Consider the following 17772-nt stretch of genomic DNA (forward strand, 5'->3'; position numbering starts at 1 on the left):
CGATCTGATGTCAGGGAACACCTTTTTGCGCGACTCCTTCGCTCGCACTCGTTTTGCCTGGCGTCCGTTGGCACTGGCCCTTCCGGTCGCGTTGCTGAGTGTTACCCCGACCTTCGCCCACGCCGAAACGGCCGACGCCAATGAACAATCAGGCAGCCGGAAGCGCCATTACGTGATCGCTGCCGGCTCGTTGGTCAGTGCACTCAATCGTTTCGCCGAGCAGGCAGGGATCTTCCTCGCCGGCCGCAACAATCTGGCGAGTGATAAATACAGCCCGGGGCTTGATGGCGAATTCACCGTGCAACAGGGCTTGCAGCGACTGTTGCAAGGCAATGGCTTGCAAGCCCTGCCTCAGGGTGATCGCGGCTATGTCCTGCAGGTCGCTGGTGGGCCGCTGGAACTTGGCACCACCAACGTTTCCGGCCAGGCGCTCGGCGCCATCACCGAAGACAGCCACGCCTACACCCTCGGCTCGACCTCTTCAGCCACCGGGCTGTCGCTGTCCTTGCGTGAAACCCCGCAGTCCGTGTCAGTCATCACCCGACAGCAACTGGACGATCAAGGCTCCACCAGCATCGCCGACGCCCTGCGCCGAGTACCCGGCGTCAGCGTGCAGAACTACGACAGCGAGCGCTGGGAGTTTTCCAGTCGTGGCTTGCCGATCACCAATTTCCAGTACGACGACGTCAACACCGACTACGACGGCGTCTACGATTACGGCACCACCAGCACCGACATGGCGACCTTCGATCGCGTCGAAATCATCAAGGGCGCCACCGGTCTGATGACCGGCTCGGGCGACCCATCGGCCACCGTCAACCTGATCCGCAAGCGCCCGAGCAAAGCGTTCAAGGCCTCGATCAGCGGTTCCGTCGGTTCCTGGGACAACTATCGCAGCATCGGCGACATCGCTGGCCCGCTGACCGACAGCGGCAGCGTGCGCGGGCGTTTCGTCGGGGCGTATCAGGACCGCAGCGCTTATCTGGACAACTACCGCAACACTCGCGACATCGCTTATGGCATCCTCGAAGCCGACCTGACGCAGGGCACCCTCGTGACCTTCGGTATCGACCAGCAGAATACCCGCTCCCGTGGTGCCAGTTGGACCGGTTTCCCGATGTACAACAGCGACGGCTCGCGGACCCATTTTTCCCGTTCGTTCAACCCGGCCACCGACTGGAGCCGGCGCGACTTCACCAACCAGACGATCTTCGCCTCGTTGGAACAGCAACTGGCGAATGACTGGACGTTAAAGGTCAACTACGACCGCAAGCATCGCCAGCACGACACCTTCCTCGCCTCGGCCAGCGGCGGCCATCCGGACCCGCTCAGCGGTAACGGCATGTTCATGTACATGGGCCGGTTCAAGGGCGATCAGTTGCAGGACAACCTCGACGTCAACTTCAGCGGCCCGTTCAGCCTGGCGGGCCGCGAGCATGAGTTGATCGCCGGCTTCATGGCGATGCACACCCGCCAGGACATCCCGGTGCACGGTTCGGTTTACCCGCCCCTCGACGGCAGCATCTTCGACTGGCGCGGCGAGTTCGCGAAACCGGACATTGCCAAGGTCGGCGACAACGACATCGACCAGCGTCAGACCGGTGCCTACCTGGCCACCCGACTCAAGCCAACCGAGGACCTGGCGGTGATCCTCGGCGCCCGGGTCAGTCAGTTCACGGCCAACGATGTGCTGGACTACAGCGACCCGAACACCCGGGATGTGCGCGACAACTACCGCCAGACCGGCGTGCTCACCCCGTATGCCGGGCTGGTCTACGACCTCGACGACACCTGGTCGGTGTACACCAGCTACACCCGCATCTATCAGCCGCAGATGAGTAAAGATGCCGAGCGCAAACTGCTCGACCCGGTGCAAGGCGACAGCTACGAGGCCGGACTCAAGGCCGAATTGCTTGACGGGCGCCTGAACGCCAGTTTCGCGGTGTTCCGTATCGAGCAGGACAACGTTGCCGAGTACGTCAGCGGCGTCGATACCGAGTCGGTGTACCGCCCGGTGCAAGGCGCCACGACCAAAGGCTTTGAAGTCGAAGTCGCCGGTGAAGTGATGGAAGGCTGGAACCTGTCGGCCGGCTACAGCTACAACCACACCCGCGATGCCAAGGGCGATTACGTCTACGGCTCGATCCTGCAAACCACCGCGCCGGAACAGGTAGTTCGGGTGTTCAGCACCTATCGGCTGTCAGGGACGCTGGAAAAACTCACCGTCGGCGGCGGCGTGAACTGGCAGAGCGAGTTCTTCGGCCATGTGTTCCAGCCCAACCCCAATGACCCGGTCAACTTCGGCCAGTCTTCGAAGATCACTCAGGAAAGCTATGCCCTGGTGGACGTCATGGCGCGCTACCGCTTCAACGATCACCTGAGCACCACGCTGAACGTGAAGAACCTGTTCGACCAGACCTATTACACCGGGCTCGGTAACTTTGGCACCGGGTTCTACGGCGAACCTCGCAATGTGCAACTGACCACCCGCTGGGATTTCTGATCGGCAAGTTGTCGATCTACGGTACTTCCGGAGCACTCATGGCTGACTACTCTGAACGTTCAGCACGAGTGCCCCGTGGAGAGGATTACCGCCATGCAACGCGTTCAGAAACTCACGCCCTGCCTGTGGTTCGACGATCAGGCGGAGGAAGCCGCGAAGTTTTACTGCTCGGTGTTCGATCATTCAAAAATCACCGCCACGACCTACTACGGCCACGCCGGCTTCGAATTCCATGGCCGCCCCGAAGGCTCGGTCATGACGGTCAGCTTCGAGCTCGACGGACAAAGCTTCACCGGCCTCAACGGCGGCCCGGTGTTCAAGTTCGGCGAGGCGATCTCATTCCAGGTCAATTGCCAGACCCAGGAGGAAGTCGATCACTTCTGGGATGCCTTGAGCGCGGGGGGCATCCCTCAGGCCCAGCAATGCGGCTGGCTCAAGGACAAGTTCGGCCTGTCATGGCAGATCGTGCCGATTGCGCTGATGGACATGATGAAGGACCCCGACACGGCCAAATCACAACGCGCCATGGAGGCGATGCTGCAAATGAAAAAACTCGACATTGCTGCACTGCAACGAGCCTTTGACGGCGAGAGCTAATACACTCCGGTGCTGACCTGACGAGGACACCGACGATGAAGCCCACCACTGGCAAAGACGCCGACAAGGCCCCACGCTTCTGGCGCGACGACGCCCTGCCCTTCATTGAGGCCCGCGCCATCGCCGACGGACGCGAGGTCTGTTACACCCGGCATGCCCACGAGCACTTTTCCATCGGCGCGATCACCGCCGGGCGCAGTACTTACATCCATGAGCAATCGGAATTTCAGGTCAGCGCCGGCACCGTGGTGCTGATGAACCCCGGCGACGTCCATGCCTGCAATCCGATCGATGACCAGCCCTGGTCGTACTTGATGCTGTACGTCGCGACGCCGTGGCTCACCGACTTGCAGCATCAACTGGGGTTCAGCAGCGACTTGGCGTTTCGACGGTTTTCCATCACCCATACGTCTGACGCCAGCCTGTTTGTCGGCCTGAAGGCGTTGTACGAAATACTGGTCGACAGCGAGCAGGACGTACTGAGCAAACACAGCGCGGCGGTCGAGTTCTTCACTGAAGTGCAGCAACGACTCAACCCCGGCGATCACCCCCTGCGCGAGCCCAATTTCAAACTGGAGCGCGCCGCTGACTACATCCGCGACAACTGCACGCAACTGCTCAAACTCGAAGACATTTGCGACGCCGCGCAACTGTCGCCGTCCTATCTGATCCGCGCCTTTAAACAGCATTACGGCATGACGCCCCATGCGTTCCTGGTCAATCGACGCATCCAGTTTGCCCAGGATCGATTGCGCAGCGGCAAGCTGATCGCCGACGTGGCACTGGAAGCAGGGTTTGCCGATCAGGCGCATTTTCAGCGGGCGTTCAAACAGCATCTGGCGGCGACACCGGGGCAGTATCGCGGCTGAATGTTCGATCAAGGCAGTAACAGATACATCGCGCTCATCGCCAGCAAGAACGCCATGACCCGGTTGAACACGCGCATCCCCGCCGGGTTGTTCAGATAGCCGCGCAAAAAAGTCCCGGCGTACGCCCAGCAGCCGACGGACAGGTAGCAGATCACCAGATACACCGCGGCAAACTGCCAGACCAGCCGCGCCTCGCCGTCCGCGACAAACGCGCCCATGCCGGCCACGCAGGCCAGCCAGGCTTTCGGGTTGAGCCATTGCATTACGGCGCCATACAGCATCGACGGCGCCCGCGCTGAATCCTTGGCGTCGAGTTGCCCGTTGTCCGCTGCCAGTTTCCACGCCATGAACAACAGAAACGCCACACCGGCCAGTTGCACCACCCGCGTCAGCGCCGGCCATGCCTGCAACACTTCATGCAGCCCCAACCCCATCAATATCAGTAGTAACACAAAGCCCAGTGTTGCGCCGGCCACGTGGCGCTGACTGGCGCGAAAACCGAATTGCGCGCCGGAACTCAACGCGACAATGTTCACCGGTCCCGGTGTAATCGAGGCCACCAGGGCAAACGCTGCCATCGAAATAATCAGACTCATTGCATACCTTCTTCAATTCAGTTGAACCAGGCCTCAAGGTAAGGTGCGAGTTGGTCCACGTATTGAAGAAAACTGCCCACCCGTTCTAGGAATAAGCGCCGACCACCCGTTTGACCTTGATCAGCGCAGATCGAAGCGAATCCATGTCCACCGACCCTAGCGCCAACCGGATTGCATGCGGGACGTGGACAGAGGTCGCAAAAGGTTCGGCGGTGGAGACGGCGACTTGCTCGTGCATCAACTCCATTGCGATCTGATCCGCTCTGGCGTCTTCCGCCAGTGGCAACCACAGAAAGTACGAATTGGGATGAGTCATGCAGCGCAGTCCTTTCAGCAGATCGGCGGCCATGGCTTGTCGGGCCTGCGCGTCCGCACGCTTTTGTGCTTCCAGTTGGCTCACGGTTCCATCGTCGAGCCATGCGCAGGCAATCGCCGTCATCACGCCGGGGGTGTTCCAGGTGGTGGCCCTGATTGCACGCTCAAGCGCAGGCACTTTCTCGACGGGCGCAGCGACGAAGCCCACGCGCAGACCCGTGGCGACATTCTTGGAGAACCCCGACACATAGACAGTCCGTTCCGATGCCAATTCAGCTACCGGTGCCGGGGCGTCTTCGACCAGAAAGGCGTACGCGGCATCTTCAATAATCAACAGGTCATGCTGGCGCGCAATCGACACGAACCGGTTGCGCCACTGAGCGTCCATAACCCAGCCCAGCGGATTATGCAGCGTCGGCATGGTGTAGACGGCCCGCACCGAGCGGCGCCGGCAAAGTGCTTGCAATGCATCGAGATCAGGCCCGGTCTCCGTGGCGGGAATGGGCACGATTTCCAGGTGCAGCGATTCGGCCAGCACTTTGAAACCGGTGTAGGTCAACGCATCCGCCGCGATCACATCACCCGGTTTGAGCAACGCCATCATCGTCACCGCCAAGCCATGCTGGGCACCGCTGACGATCAATACCTGTTCGGCCTGGACGTTCAACCCGCGTGAGACCAGATGGTTCGCAATCGATGCGCGCTCATGCAGGCGCCCGGCATGGGGTTGATAGCGCAAATGAGATTCCAGGTCGCCGGACAACGCGAGTTGACGCAAGGCCGTTCGCAACAGATCCGCCTGACCGGGTAATGACGGGTAGTTGAAGTTGAGATCGGCCATACCCACGGCAACCACGTGCTGGCTGACGCCTTGGCCGGGGGGAAGCGATGTCTCCCTGACGAACGTGCCCCGCCCGGTTTCACCACTGACCAGGCCCATCGCCTCAAGCTCTGCGTAAACGCGGCTGGCGGTCACCAGGGCCAACCCGTGCTCAGCGGCGAGCTTGCGATGGGTTGGCAGGCGCGCACCGGGCGGCAAATGTCCTGAGCGGATGTCTGCGGCAAAGGTGTCGACGAGCGACTTGTAGCGCAAGCGAGGCATAGGGCGATGTATCCATGACAATTTTTTGATTGTCTTTATAGTCGGCCATACGATGCGCTCAAGGCAACCCGCCACTTTAACCCTCTGTCGAGTGTGACCTCAATGGAACGCGTATCGAACCTGCACAGCCAGCCCCAGGAAAAGACCACCAACGGGTGGATCAACGGATTGATCGGCGTAGTGATTTTCAGCGGCTCGCTACCGGCCACGCGCGTGGCGGTGCTGGAATTCGACCCGGTGTTCCTGACCGTCGCACGGGCAACCATCGCCGGCGTTCTGGCGCTGTGCATGCTGTGGCTGTTCAAGGAAAAGCGTCCTGCAAGGAACCAGCTGTTGCCGTTGTTCATCGTGGCCATGGGCGTGGTAGTCGGCTTCCCTCTGTTGACGGCGCTGGCGCTGCAATACGTGACGTCGGCGCACTCGATCGTCTTCGTGGGTTTGTTGCCACTCGCGACCGCCGTGTTTGGCGTGCTCCGCGGTGGTGAGCGGCCACGGCCGGTGTTCTGGTTTTTCTCGGTCCTGGGCAGTCTGCTGGTGGTGGGATTCGCCGTGTCCCAAGGACTGACTGCCTCACCTGAAGGCGACCTCCTGATGCTGGCGGCGATCCTAGCCTGCGGCCTCGGTTATGCCGAAGGGGCGAAACTGTCCCGGACACTGGGTGGCTGGCAGGTGATTTGCTGGGCATTGGTGCTGTCGCTGCCGGTTATGGCGCTGTTGACGTGGTGGCTCGCACCCGCATCATTCTCGGGTATCAGCACACCGGCCTGGTTCAGCCTGGGATACGTGTCGCTGTTCAGCATGCTGATCGGTTTTGTTTTCTGGTATCGCGGGCTGGCGCAGGGCGGGATTGCCGCGGTCGGGCAGCTTCAACTCTTGCAGCCGTTTTTGGGCTTGGCGCTGGCGGCGACCTTGCTTCGCGAGCAGGTCAGCATCGGCATGCTGGCGGTTACCGTGGCCGTGATCCTGTGTGTTGCCGGGGCAAAAAAATTCGCGAAGTAATGGCTATGAATGGTGGAACCGCACACGTCTTTAACGATGTGGACGTCACTGACGTGATGTATTTATCAGAACAAAAAAACGTTTTTCTATCGCCACCGCGGTGATGACGAGATACATCATAAAAACCGGCTGGCGAAGTATGAAATGCGCGCCGGAAAACACGATCAACGCGAGGAGCAACATGAGTGAAAACGGATCTTTGGCTTTAATTGCACCTATAACCAACCATAATAAAGTCGCCGCAAACAAAGCAACCCCGACAACACCTACTTGAGTAAGCATATCTAACAACAAATTGTGAGCCTCATGCTTTTGGCCGGGCATATCCAGATAGGAAAACGCCCCTGGCCCATGACCAAATATGGGCGACAACTTCCAAACATCCACTGCGTGTATCCACAACATTTTCCGCACGCCTACTTTATTTGGATCAAGCCCTACTCCAAACACGGAATCAGATCGCCCAAAAGCGGGCGCTACTGAGTCTGTTTGACTTACTTGCTTGCTATCACATTCACAATCAAATTGATCGAGGTGGATTTGCGTTGGTATCGCCTGTTCAAACACGTCCGTATTGACGTCCTCAACGCTGACAACCGGATCGGAAGACAACGATTTCATTTGTGCCTGAACGGCGTCGAAAAATGGCTGACCCACGCCGTCAAAAAAACATTTGAAAACAACAAATGCAAGCAGGAAAGCCAGGAGCATGGTGGTGAAAAATCTCCAATTAATATTTTTCAACCAGCACGAGACCAACACTGTCAGCAGAGGAATTCCGATGCACCAAGCCAGCAGCAGTGCATCGCTTCTGACACAAAAACCTAAAAAAAATAGAAACCAGAGAAAGACGAACGTCTTTACGATCCGCACTTTTGAACAGTACTGGCCTTGAGAAATTGCCGCCAGCCAGAACGGAATCGGGAGCAGAAAAAGTGCAAGCTGGTTAGGGTTAACCGACCATGCCGCTACTCGTGAGGGATAAAAATCCGTATTCACTCCCAATCTATCTGACAGCCAGATATCCCCTGAAAAAAACAACGACAGTGGGATAAACAGTAGAAAAACAGGAATGGTAATTATTGCCCGAAGGTATCTGTGAAATTCAAATCTTTCCAAATCGGCAGCATAGCCCAACACCACCACTGTAAAACAGGCCACATAAAAATAAGCAGCACCCGTGTAAATCCGACCTTCGCCGCGCTCAGAGCCTGTTATATAACCCGCCACAGCAGTCACAATAAAAAAAGCCCAAAACAAAATTAGTGGGTGTTTAAAGTGCGACAGGAATTTGTTTTTAACAATCAGCACAATCGCCAAAAATAAAACAAAAAGTTCCGAGACGCCGACAGGCAGACCCGGAACGCGAAGCATCGTTGAAACCGATAAAAACGCGACCAGCGCCGCAACCACCGGAGCAACCGAAACTAACTTTTCATTAAACATGGAAGGATGATTCTCATTGACTAGTCACAGCAAATTATTCTGCATACACAAAATGTCATATTCTTAATGCGTTAGGATTTAGGTCTGATCCTAAAAATTGGTGGGATTTTTCTTTAACAGTTGTAGGAGTTTTCTCCGAAGAAAATGCAACTGCCCGATATTTGCAGTAAGGCTGCGAAAAGCATTACCGATTGGGAGAGGCTCAGCTCTTTGCACTTGCCACTCGGATGCGCGCTGGAAACCGAACTGAACCGCATCGAAGGGTGATGATGATTGACCGCAATTCTCTGTCGATTTTCCGGTGGAGCCCCCGGCCAACGCGCCTTATGCTCAGCCCATGAACCTACAGAACGCTGTGCTTCCGCCCCACGCCGAGATGGTCCGCGCCATGCTCGAACGAGACACTACCTACGAGGGGGTGTTTTTTACTGCGGTCAAAACCACCGGCATCTTCTGCCGCCCCAGCTGCACGGCGCGCAAACCGAAACCGGAGAACGTCGAGTTCTTCGCCCATGCCGATGACTGCCTGTCCGCCGGCTACCGCGCCTGCCTGCGTTGCAAACCGCTGGACGCGGCCGCCATCGCGCCGGACTGGGTACAGAAGCTGCTCCAGTCGGTGGACGCCGATTCCGAGCTGCGCTGGACCGATGCCCAGTTGCTGGCCGAAGGCATCGAGCCACTGAAACTGCGACGCTGGTTCAAGCAACATTTCGGCATGACCTTCCATGCATGGTTGCGCACCCGACGCCTCGGCATGGCGCTGGGCGGGATCAAACAGGGCGATTCCATCGACAGCGCAGCGTTCGATTCCGGCTACGAATCCCTGAGCGGGTTTCGCGACGCCTTCCAGAAATCTTTTCACATCACTCCCGGTCGTGCGGCCAACAGCGAGCCCTTGCTGTTCACGCGCCTGACCACGCCGCTGGGGCCGATGATCGCCATGGCCGAACGGCGCGGGCTGGTGCTGCTGGAGTTTCTCGACCGTCCGGCGCTGACCCGGGAAGTCGAAGCGTTGCAGAACCGTCATGGCTATGCGGTCGCGCCCGGGCACAACGTTCACTTACAGCAGATCGAAACAGAGCTGGCGCTGTATTTCGCCGGCAAACTGACCGAATTCAAGGTGCCGCTGCACTTGCCAGGCACCGAATTCTCCCGGCAGGTCTGGGCCGAACTGGCGAAAATCCCCTACGGCCAGACCAGCACCTACGGCACCATCGCCGCGCGGTTGGGCAAACCCGGTGCCAGCCGCGCCGTGGGCCTGGCCAACGGGCACAACCGCCTTTCGATTGTCGTGCCCTGCCACCGGGTGATCGGCGCGGACGGCTCCTTGACGGGCTATGGTGGAGGACAACCGCGCAAGGCGTTTCTGCTCAGACTGGAAAACGCTGCGGTGCAGGTCACGCGACAACTCGCGTTCTGACTCATGGCTGTTTTTCATAAGGAAGGAAATTCGATGAACACGCTCGACCAGCAATTCCACAGGCTGCATCAGGACGGTCTGCTGATTCTCACCAACGTCGCCGATGCCGCCGGGGCGCGCATCGTCGAGCAACTGGGCTGCAAAGCCGTGGCCACCAGCAGTGCGGCAGTTGCCTGGTCTCACGGTTACGCGGACGGCAATGCCCTGCCCCTCGAACGCCTGGTCTCGACCATCGAATCCATCGCCCGCGTGATTTCCCTGCCGCTGACCGTGGACATCGAGGCCGGCTATTCCGATGACCTGACGCGGGTTGCCGAGGTGATTGATGCGGTGATCGCTGCCGGTGCCGTCGGGATCAATATCGAAGACGGTGCATCCCCGCCCGAGCTGCTGGCCCGCAAGATCGAAATCGCCCGTCAGGTTGCCGAGCGCCGCGAGGTGAAGCTGTTCATCAACGCCCGCACCGATGTGTACCTCAAGAGCCTTGTGCCGGCCGAAGACCGCGTCGCGGAAACGCTCAAACGCGCGGCGCTGTATCAGGCGGCGGGTGCTGACGGGCTGTTCGCGGCAGGTGTTTCGGCGGAGTACGAGATTGCCGCGCTGTGCAACGGCACCTCGCTGCCGGTGAACATACTCGCGTTGCCGGGCTTACCCGCCCCGCACACGTTGAAAGCCCTGGGTGTGCGGCGTTTGAGCGCGGGTTCCGCCATCGCCGAGTTTCTGTACGGCGCCATGGCAGGCCTGGCCAAGGGTTTTCTGGAGACCGGCAAACTCGACAGCAGCCAACTCAAGGCCTTTACGTACGGGGAAGTCAACGCCCTGCTGAAATCAGTCGGAAACGCTTGATCGTCATGCCCGATCGCTATCGGCCCGCGACCCGGTTTCTGGCATCCATTGACGAAGACTGGGCGCGCCACATCAAAGCCATCGGCCCTTGCCTGCATCAACCTCATGCGGCTCGCGACCCGTATGAGTCGCTGGTGCGGGCCATTGCCTATCAGCAACTGCACGCCAAGGCCGGGGATGCGATTGTCGGGCGACTCCTGGCGTTGTTTCCTGCGGCCACGTTTCCGCGGCCCGAACAGATTCTGGCGAGCGGGTTTGATCAGCTGCGCAGCTGCGGCTTTTCCGCCAGTAAAATCGCGACCATTGAGGGCATCGCTCAAGCGGCGCTGGACGGCGTGGTGCCGGACTACGAAACGGCGCTGGCCATGGACGATGAAGCGCTGATCGAGCAGTTGATTACCTTGCGCGGCGTTGGCCGCTGGACGGTGGAAATGCTGCTGATTTACAGCTTGGAGCGCCCGGACATTCTGCCAGCGGATGATTTTGGGGTGCGCGAGGGCTATCGGCGGTTGAAAGGCCTGGAGATGCAACGGACGCGCAAGCAGATGATCGAGATCGGCGCGGCGTGGCGCCCGTATCGGACGGTGGCGGCGTGGTATTTGTGGCGGGTGCCGGCCAAATAGTCCGCGTTATCGTTCTTCGTCGGAACGCCGCCCGGAGCAAGCCTGCTCCCACAGAGATCTGGGTGTACGCAATAACTGTACTCGCACATAACCTGTGGGAGCGGCGGTACGACGATTCGACTTGCTCGCGAAGGGGCCCGCCCATTCACCACACATCCAGACCCACCGGCACTCGCACCTCAAGTTGTGAAACCCCTTGCCGATAAGTGCTGTAGGAAACTACTGGCACTCAGCATGGAGCAGCAATGACCGTCATCTCTTCAATCTCTTCCTTGCCGCCACTGGCGGTCGCCAGGCTTGCTGCCACCCAGCCCGCCGTTGGCGCTACCACCGAATCAACAGCCGCCCTGTCCTCCCCCGCATCGATTGTCACCTTGCATCAAGATAACAACACCATCAATGCGCAGACTTACACCTCCCGGGGTGTCATTGTGGAGCCTGATGCTCCGCTTGCCTGGGAATACACGCAGCCTGACAAAGTGTCGTTTCGGATGGGTGGCAACTTCGCAAGCGCTTCAGCCAGCAGCCGGTTCCGGGGGCTGGGTGAGACACTGCTACTGCAGCTGGCGCAGTCCAACCAGAACATCTCCCAGTTGGTCATTCGCTCACCGACCGGGCGGGCGCTCGAGCCTGCAGAGTTGGCGGCAGCCCAAGCCAGGATCCACAGTGGCGTTGCCGACAACAGCATCAACCTGACCCTGAAAACAGCCAGCGGCAAAACCGTCCAGATCACCCTGTCCAGTCAGGATAACGCGCTGGCGGTGCAGGCTCAGGTCCAGGGCGGCGAACTCAGCCAGGAAGAACTTACTGCGCTTGGCGCCATGGCCGAAGGATTTGAATCGGCCATTCAAGGCCTCACCGCCGTTCCACCGCAACTCAAGCTGGAGGCGCTGGCTCAGTTCGACACTGACGTGTTTTCCTCGGTCGACCTGACCACACGGTTCAAGCTCGACGATGACAGTACGCAGAGCTTTGAGCTGCATGCCGACGCAAGCCAGCGCCAGGTACGCATGAGCGGCGCGGCGGGCGATTTCGACATGTCCGTGGACCTGAAAAACGCCGCCATCCTCGGCGACAGCAATCAGCAATCCAAGGCGCTCGCAGGATACCTGCGTCAAATAGAAGCGGCGCGCGTACGAGGCGACGGCGACCAAAATCTGCTGTCGATGTTCGAGAGTGCATTCAAGACTGTGCACAGCAACTACCCGGAAAGCCGCGCGGCTACCGGACTGCAGGCGCTGACGGCAATCAAACTGACAGACACCGACCGCCGCGTGCTCACCGGCCTCGCCGACTTCAGCGCGACGGTCACCGAGAAGACAGTGAACAGTAATCCTGCACGGCCTCTCGAACTCGACTCGTTCACCTATGGCTTATCGCAGGCCACGCAATCCAAAGGTCAGGATCAGTTAAATCGCAAGGTCGTCCAGCATCAGCAATCGCATCTGACAGCCCAATACCATAAGCCACTGTATGCCGGCCAAAAGCTGGATCTGACGGATGACCCACAATCTCAGAACTATCAGTACTACCAGATCGACGATCAGGCCAGCAGCACGAGCAGCATCGGCTATGTCAAAGGTAAGTTGGTCGAAGCATCCGTCAGCCATTCGGCAAGCCAGTCCATGCGTATTTCCAAATATGTAATGGGGCGTCTGGATGAAGATACCGTGACGCCTGTCTCGTCCTCGAAGACGCAAAATCTCCTCGGTCTTCTGCAACAGGCACTGCAAGAAGACAAACTGGCGAAACAGGGACGGGGTACGTCAAACGCCTTCGCCGCTCTTCAGGACAAGGTGATGTTGGTAAGCAGCCCGATGGAGATTAAGGGCTGACCCGAAAATCCGGGTATCGGTGGCGTTCAGTGGGACCGCGTTATCGTTCATCGCTAGCAGCCCAGCTCCCACAGGGGTCTCATGAACGCTGGAGATCCACTGTGGGAGCTAGCCTGCTAGCGATGGCGCCGGCACATTCACCACACATTGAAAATGCCAGTCACAACCCGGACTTCAACCGACTGAACGCCCGAATCAACGCCCGATTGAACGCCTTGCCATTGTCATTCTTGCTATACAACGAAGCCCTGACGGCCGCCGACGGATACGTGCCCGGATCATTACGAATCGCCGGATCGATCAAGTCATCCGCCGCCGTGATCGCATTGGCGTAATGGATGGTGTCGGTGATCCGCGCAATCACTTCCGGCGTCATCAGGTAATCCATCAACGCCAGACCGGCCTCGGGATGCGGCGCATCCTTGGGAATGACCATGGCATCGAACCAGATCAGCGTCCCTTCCTTCGGTATCCGGTAAGTCAACGTGAACGGTTTTTTCGCGGCCTCTGCCTGGCCTGCCGCGATGGCCACGTTGCCGTTCCACGACATCGCCACGCAGGTGTTGCCGTTGGCGAGATCACTGATGTTGAGATCATTGTCGAAATAGCGGATGTAAGGCCGGATCTTCGCCAATTGCTGCTCGGCCAGCTTCAGGTCATCGAGGTTCTGGCGGTTGATGTCCAGCCCCATGTACTTCATCACTGCAGCGAACACTTCGTTGGGATCGTTGAGCAAACTCACGCCACAATCGGCGAATTTCGATACCACTGCCGGGTCGAACAGCATCGCCCAGCTGTCGGTTGGGGCGTCTGGCAAACGCTTTCTGATCGCCTCTTGCTGATAGCCCACGCCAGTGGTGCCCCAGGCGTAAATCCCGGCGTAACGATTGCCCGGATCGAACACCGCCATGTGCTGGCGGAACTCATCACCGACGCCGGCAAAGTGCGGCAACCGTTGCGGGTTCAACGTTTGAATCGCCCCGCTCTGGATAGCCCTGGACAAATGCTGACCCGCCGTCAGCACCAGGTCATAGCCACTGCGGCCGGTGAGCAGTTTGGTTTCGACGGTCTCCAGGGAATCGAAATGATCGGCGACCACGTGAATGCCGGTCTTCTTCTCGAAATTGGTCAGGGTATCCGGGGCCAGGTACTCGCCCCAGATGTACAGGTTCACCACCGGTCTGGCGCTGTCGGCGGCCTGCACACACAAGGGTGCAAGCACCAGCAATAACGCTTGAGCCAGTTTGTGCAGGCCCATGATCACACTCCTTTGCCGGCGTATTGCGGCATGGTGATGCACGCGACGTTACCGCCGCCGAGGAGGATTTCCCGGGAGTTTTCGATGCCGACGATCTTGTGCTGCGGGAACAGCTCGGCCAGTGTCGCCAACGCCACCTGATCGTTCCGATCGCCAAACAGCGGCACCACGATCGAGGTGTTGCCAGCGTAGTAGTTGATGTACGACGCGCAGATTTTGGTCCCGGCCTGACGGGTGTGGGTGCTGTCTTGCCGGTCCAGGCCTTCGGCTTCTTCCGCGGTCCATTCCAGCACGTCGGGTTGTGGCAGTTTGTGTACGCTCAACTCGCGGCCACGGCTGTCACGGGTGCTGCGCAGGACGTCGTAGGCTTCCTGATAGATTTCCCATTGCGGGTCATCGCGATTGTCGGTCCATTGCAAAACCACCTCACCGGGACGCACGAAGCACGCGAGGTCATCGACGTGACCGTCGGTTTCGTCGAACTTGCAACCACGCGGCAGCCAAATCACTTGCTCGGCGCCGAGGTAGTCCGTCAGCCGCCGGGTGACTTCTTCCTTGCCCAGGTGCTGGTTGCGATTACGGTTGAGCAGGCATTGTTCGGTGGTGAGGACGCTGCCCTGGCCGTCGCTCTGGATACCACCGAGTTCGGCGATCAGCGGTGCGCGGTAGCGGTCGAAACGTTCGATTTCGAGGATTTTGCTGGCGATCTGGTCGTCCTTGTCCCATGGGTAGTACAAACCACCGTCGAGGCCGCCATAGGCGTTGAATTCGAAGTCGACGCCGCGCACTTCGCCGCTGGCGTCATTCACCACAAAGCACGGGCCGCTGTCGCGGAACCAGGTGTCGTTGCAGGTCATTTCCACCACGCGCACTTGCGGCGGCAACTGACGGCGCGCCGTGGCGAATTGCGCGGCGGAGGCACACACGGTGACCGGTTCACTTTGAGAGATGGCGGTGACGATCTGCACCCAGACTTTCTGCGCCGGCTTGGCCCCGTTGCGCCAGACATCGGTGCGCTCCGGCCAGCCGAGCCAGCAACCGGCCTTGGTTTCAAACTCGCCGGGCAGGCGGAAGCCGTCTTGTTTGGGGGTGGATTCGAGCAAACGTGCCATGGTCAAACCTCATCAGCAGGGATTGGAATGACCACAGGCTAAGGTCGTCGGCGCCCTCCTCGCCAACGATGATTATTTCGGAATACTTGAATTCAACTCATCAATCGATCAACTGATCGTTGAACCATTCAAGCATCTGCGCCACGGCCGGACGCTCCAGGCGCACTCGTTCACACACCAGCGCGTATTGGCCCAGCGCGGTCATGCTTGAAGTAAACGGCCGGACCAGCCGACCGCTGAGCAGATCTTCCTGCGCCGTCAGGTTATCGCCCATCGCCACACCCTGACCCTGGGCCGCAGCCTCTAGCGCCAGCCCGGCATGGGCGAAATACAACTGTCGTTCGGGGCGTTGATCGCCGGCATGACTGGTGAGCCACGCGGTCCAGGTCTTGCCGTCCTGATCGTCGTGCAGCAGGCAGTGGCGCGCCAGGTCTTTCGGGGTTTTCAAAGTGCCCTGATTGAACAGGCCGGGGCTGCACACCGGGAAGAATTGCAAGGCCGGCAACGGCTTGACGAAGTACGTGCTGCTGTCCACCGGGCCGGTGCCGTAGGTGATCGCCAGGTCGATGTCTTCGCCAGGCGCGGTGGCATCGATCGGTTGTTCGTACAGGTGCAAGGTGATGTGCGGGTAGCGCGCGTAGAAATCCGTGAGGCGACGCATCAACCACTTTTGCGCCAACTCCGCCGTCACCGCCAGGCGCAACACCGCCAGCGACGACGGATCGCGCAGTTCCTCGCAGGCCTCGCCGATCAGTTCGAAGGCTTGCTGCAGGCTTTGCATCAGGCGCCCGGCGGCCATGGTCGGACGGATTTGCCGGCCTTCGCGGATGAACAGAGACACGCCCAGTTGCTCTTCGAGCTGGCGGATCTGATGGCTGACGGCGCTGTCGGTGACGCACAACTCTGCGGCGGCCCGGCCGAAGTGGGCGTGGCGGGCGGCGCATTCGAAGGTTTTCAGTGCGGCCAGTGAAGGTAATCGGCGCATGTGTTTGATCCTGTTTGCGAGGTGTTCATGCTGACCCGGCCATCGGTGGGCGTCCAGTCAGACCGCGTTATCGTTCTTCGCGAGCAAGCCCGCTCCCACATTTGATCTCCAGTGTTCACGAAATCTTTATGGGAGCGGGCTTGCTCGCGAAGAGGCCTGAATATTCACCATAAATCCACCCGCCCATCACCCTCCTTTATCCACCATGACATCCCCCCGAGCCCGGCGCATGTTGATGCCTCAACCGGAGGGATTGGCCATGCTTGATGAACTCAAAAAGATCAATTCAACGTCCGCCTTCAACCGCTGGGCCGGTTTCGACGTCACTCGCACCGAGCCGGGCGTGGTTGAACTGACCATGGCTTTTCGCGAGGCGGACATGGCGCAATACGCAGGCTTCCTGCATGCCGGCCTGATTGGTGCGCTGCTCGATACCGCCTGTGGGTTTGCGGCCGGAACGGTCGCTGGCAATGTCCTGGCGTCGCATTTTTCGGTGAATTGCCTGGCACCCGCCGTCGGTGAAGTGTTCATTGCGCGCGGCCAGGTGGTGAAGGCCGGCAAGAAGCAGGTGTTTGCCCGCCGAACTGTTCGCACAAACCGGGGATCAGTTGAAGCGGGTGGCAACCGGCGATGCGATCCTGGTGCCGATCCAGCAGTGAACCACCGGTTTTCGGGGCGGTCAGGGAAGTAACAGCCAATCATTTGGAGGTTCTGCCATGCGACTCGAAGGCTCCTGCCACTGCGGCGCCGTGTCGTTCAGTCTGATCAGCGCCCACCCCTACCCGTACCAACGTTGCTATTGCTCGATCTGCCGCAAGACCCAGAGCGGTGGCGGTTACTCGGTCAACATCGCGGGCGATGCCGCCAGCCTCAAGGTGCACGGTCGCCAATCCATCGCGATCTATCACGCGCGACTCAAGGACGAAAGCGACAAACGCGCCCACCGCAGCACGGCAGAGCGGCACTTCTGCTCGGTGTGTGGCTCGGGCTTGTGGCTATTCAGCCCTGAATGGCCGGAACTGATTCACCCGTTCGCCTCGGCCATTGATACGGCGCTGCCGGTGCCACCCGAGTACACGCAGATGATGCTCAATTCGAAAGCGCCGTGGGTGGAGGTCCCGGCGCATGCCGGTGATCGGCAGTGCGAGATCTGGCCCGAGGAGTCCATCGCACAGTGGCACGAGCGACTGGGGCTGACTCGCTAATCAAAACCGCGATTTTTTTTGCACACGGCAGTTCCCCTTTGCGTTTTTCGTTCGGTTAACC

General features: G+C 59.4%; 16 protein-coding genes. 10 read left to right on the plus strand and 6 right to left on the minus strand.

Annotated elements, in window-relative coordinates:
- Positions 1-7 precede the first annotated feature (7 nt).
- From ACI77H_RS20790 to ACI77H_RS20800, 3 genes are all read left to right on the plus strand, one after another.
- Positions 8-2503, plus strand: a complete 2496-nt coding sequence (locus tag ACI77H_RS20790) for a TonB-dependent siderophore receptor (protein ID WP_407013596.1) — start codon at positions 8-10, stop codon at positions 2501-2503.
- A gap of 93 nt (positions 2504-2596) precedes the next feature.
- Positions 2597-3100: a VOC family protein gene (locus ACI77H_RS20795; protein WP_407013597.1), complete on the plus strand. Its 504-nt coding sequence runs from the start codon at positions 2597-2599 to the stop codon at positions 3098-3100.
- A gap of 35 nt (positions 3101-3135) precedes the next feature.
- Complete coding sequence (locus tag ACI77H_RS20800; protein ID WP_407013598.1) at positions 3136-3969, plus strand: helix-turn-helix domain-containing protein; 834 nt, start codon at positions 3136-3138, stop codon at positions 3967-3969.
- An 8-nt stretch (positions 3970-3977) separates the two neighbouring features.
- On the opposite strand, the gene ACI77H_RS20805 is transcribed toward ACI77H_RS20800, so the two are convergent.
- Together ACI77H_RS20805 and ACI77H_RS20810 are read right to left on the minus strand one after the other, a co-directional pair.
- Positions 3978-4565 (minus strand): LysE family translocator, encoded by a 588-nt coding sequence (locus tag ACI77H_RS20805; RefSeq protein ID WP_407013599.1) that lies wholly within the window; start codon positions 4563-4565, stop codon positions 3978-3980.
- Between the two features lie 85 nt (positions 4566-4650).
- Positions 4651-5982, minus strand: coding sequence for a PLP-dependent aminotransferase family protein (locus tag ACI77H_RS20810; RefSeq protein ID WP_407013600.1), 1332 nt, complete (start codon positions 5980-5982; stop codon positions 4651-4653).
- A 102-nt stretch (positions 5983-6084) separates the two neighbouring features.
- On the opposite strand from ACI77H_RS20810, the gene ACI77H_RS20815 reads away from it, so the two are divergent.
- On the plus strand, positions 6085-6981 hold the full coding sequence (locus ACI77H_RS20815) for a DMT family transporter (protein ID WP_407013601.1): 897 nt from the start codon (positions 6085-6087) through the stop codon (positions 6979-6981).
- Between the two features lie 45 nt (positions 6982-7026).
- Here the strand turns inward: ACI77H_RS20815 and ACI77H_RS20820 are convergent, their stop codons facing one another.
- Positions 7027-8427, minus strand: a complete 1401-nt coding sequence (locus tag ACI77H_RS20820) for an O-antigen ligase family protein (RefSeq protein ID WP_407013602.1) — start codon at positions 8425-8427, stop codon at positions 7027-7029.
- A 337-nt stretch (positions 8428-8764) separates the two neighbouring features.
- Between ACI77H_RS20820 and ACI77H_RS20825 the strand changes: the two genes are divergently transcribed.
- From ACI77H_RS20825 to ACI77H_RS20840, 4 genes are all read left to right on the plus strand, one after another.
- Positions 8765-9847, plus strand: coding sequence for a bifunctional transcriptional activator/DNA repair enzyme AdaA (locus tag ACI77H_RS20825; RefSeq protein ID WP_407013603.1), 1083 nt, complete (start codon positions 8765-8767; stop codon positions 9845-9847).
- A 33-nt stretch (positions 9848-9880) separates the two neighbouring features.
- Positions 9881-10693: an isocitrate lyase/phosphoenolpyruvate mutase family protein gene (locus ACI77H_RS20830; protein WP_407013604.1), complete on the plus strand. Its 813-nt coding sequence runs from the start codon at positions 9881-9883 to the stop codon at positions 10691-10693.
- Between the two features lie 5 nt (positions 10694-10698).
- Positions 10699-11316: a DNA-3-methyladenine glycosylase family protein gene (locus tag ACI77H_RS20835; protein WP_407013605.1), complete on the plus strand. Its 618-nt coding sequence runs from the start codon at positions 10699-10701 to the stop codon at positions 11314-11316.
- Between the two features lie 245 nt (positions 11317-11561).
- Positions 11562-13151 (plus strand): lactate dehydrogenase, encoded by a 1590-nt coding sequence (locus tag ACI77H_RS20840; RefSeq protein ID WP_407013606.1) that lies wholly within the window; start codon positions 11562-11564, stop codon positions 13149-13151.
- 160 nt (positions 13152-13311) lie between these two features.
- Here ACI77H_RS20840 and ACI77H_RS20845 read toward each other — a convergent pair whose 3' ends face one another.
- From ACI77H_RS20845 to ACI77H_RS20855, 3 genes are all read right to left on the minus strand, one after another.
- Entirely contained in the window at positions 13312-14409 is a 1098-nt protein-coding gene (locus ACI77H_RS20845) for an extracellular solute-binding protein (RefSeq protein WP_407013607.1), read from the minus strand.
- A 2-nt stretch (positions 14410-14411) separates the two neighbouring features.
- A complete protein-coding gene (aguA, locus tag ACI77H_RS20850) occupies positions 14412-15521 on the minus strand; it encodes an agmatine deiminase (protein ID WP_407013608.1) in 1110 nt (369 codons plus the stop codon).
- A 100-nt stretch (positions 15522-15621) separates the two neighbouring features.
- Positions 15622-16506 (minus strand): LysR substrate-binding domain-containing protein, encoded by an 885-nt coding sequence (locus tag ACI77H_RS20855; protein WP_407013609.1) that lies wholly within the window; start codon positions 16504-16506, stop codon positions 15622-15624.
- Between the two features lie 259 nt (positions 16507-16765).
- Here ACI77H_RS20855 and ACI77H_RS20860 point away from each other — a divergent pair, with 259 nt between their 5' ends.
- Both ACI77H_RS20860 and ACI77H_RS20865 read left to right on the plus strand, forming a co-directional pair.
- Complete coding sequence (locus ACI77H_RS20860) at positions 16766-17197, plus strand: PaaI family thioesterase (protein ID WP_407013610.1); 432 nt, start codon at positions 16766-16768, stop codon at positions 17195-17197.
- Between the two features lie 25 nt (positions 17198-17222).
- Positions 17223-17711 carry a GFA family protein gene (locus tag ACI77H_RS20865; RefSeq protein ID WP_407013611.1) on the plus strand — a complete coding sequence of 163 codons (489 nt, stop codon included), beginning with the start codon at positions 17223-17225 and terminating at the stop codon, positions 17709-17711.
- Positions 17712-17772: the final 61 nt, after the last annotated feature.

The organism is Pseudomonas sp. O230, from assembly GCF_045447035.1.
Classification (GTDB): Bacteria; Pseudomonadota; Gammaproteobacteria; order Pseudomonadales; family Pseudomonadaceae; genus Aquipseudomonas.

Coding starts and splice junctions, on each gene's coding strand:
- ACI77H_RS20795 (WP_407013597.1), top strand. CDS start 2,597: ATGCAACGCGTTCAGAAACTCACGCCCTGCCTGTGGTTCGACGATCAG.
- ACI77H_RS20800 (WP_407013598.1), top strand. CDS start 3,136: ATGAAGCCCACCACTGGCAAAGACGCCGACAAGGCCCCACGCTTCTGG.
- ACI77H_RS20840 (WP_407013606.1), top strand. CDS start 11,562: ATGACCGTCATCTCTTCAATCTCTTCCTTGCCGCCACTGGCGGTCGCC.
- ACI77H_RS20835 (WP_407013605.1), top strand. CDS start 10,699: ATGCCCGATCGCTATCGGCCCGCGACCCGGTTTCTGGCATCCATTGAC.
- ACI77H_RS20860 (WP_407013610.1), top strand. CDS start 16,766: ATGCTTGATGAACTCAAAAAGATCAATTCAACGTCCGCCTTCAACCGC.
- ACI77H_RS20815 (WP_407013601.1), top strand. CDS start 6,085: ATGGAACGCGTATCGAACCTGCACAGCCAGCCCCAGGAAAAGACCACC.
- ACI77H_RS20820 (WP_407013602.1), bottom strand. CDS start 8,427: ATGTTTAATGAAAAGTTAGTTTCGGTTGCTCCGGTGGTTGCGGCGCTG.
- ACI77H_RS20825 (WP_407013603.1), top strand. CDS start 8,765: ATGAACCTACAGAACGCTGTGCTTCCGCCCCACGCCGAGATGGTCCGC.
- ACI77H_RS20805 (WP_407013599.1), bottom strand. CDS start 4,565: ATGAGTCTGATTATTTCGATGGCAGCGTTTGCCCTGGTGGCCTCGATT.
- ACI77H_RS20855 (WP_407013609.1), bottom strand. CDS start 16,506: ATGCGCCGATTACCTTCACTGGCCGCACTGAAAACCTTCGAATGCGCC.
- ACI77H_RS20865 (WP_407013611.1), top strand. CDS start 17,223: ATGCGACTCGAAGGCTCCTGCCACTGCGGCGCCGTGTCGTTCAGTCTG.
- aguA (WP_407013608.1), bottom strand. CDS start 15,521: ATGGCACGTTTGCTCGAATCCACCCCCAAACAAGACGGCTTCCGCCTG.
- ACI77H_RS20810 (WP_407013600.1), bottom strand. CDS start 5,982: ATGCCTCGCTTGCGCTACAAGTCGCTCGTCGACACCTTTGCCGCAGAC.
- ACI77H_RS20830 (WP_407013604.1), top strand. CDS start 9,881: ATGAACACGCTCGACCAGCAATTCCACAGGCTGCATCAGGACGGTCTG.
- ACI77H_RS20790 (WP_407013596.1), top strand. CDS start 8: ATGTCAGGGAACACCTTTTTGCGCGACTCCTTCGCTCGCACTCGTTTT.
- ACI77H_RS20845 (WP_407013607.1), bottom strand. CDS start 14,409: ATGGGCCTGCACAAACTGGCTCAAGCGTTATTGCTGGTGCTTGCACCC.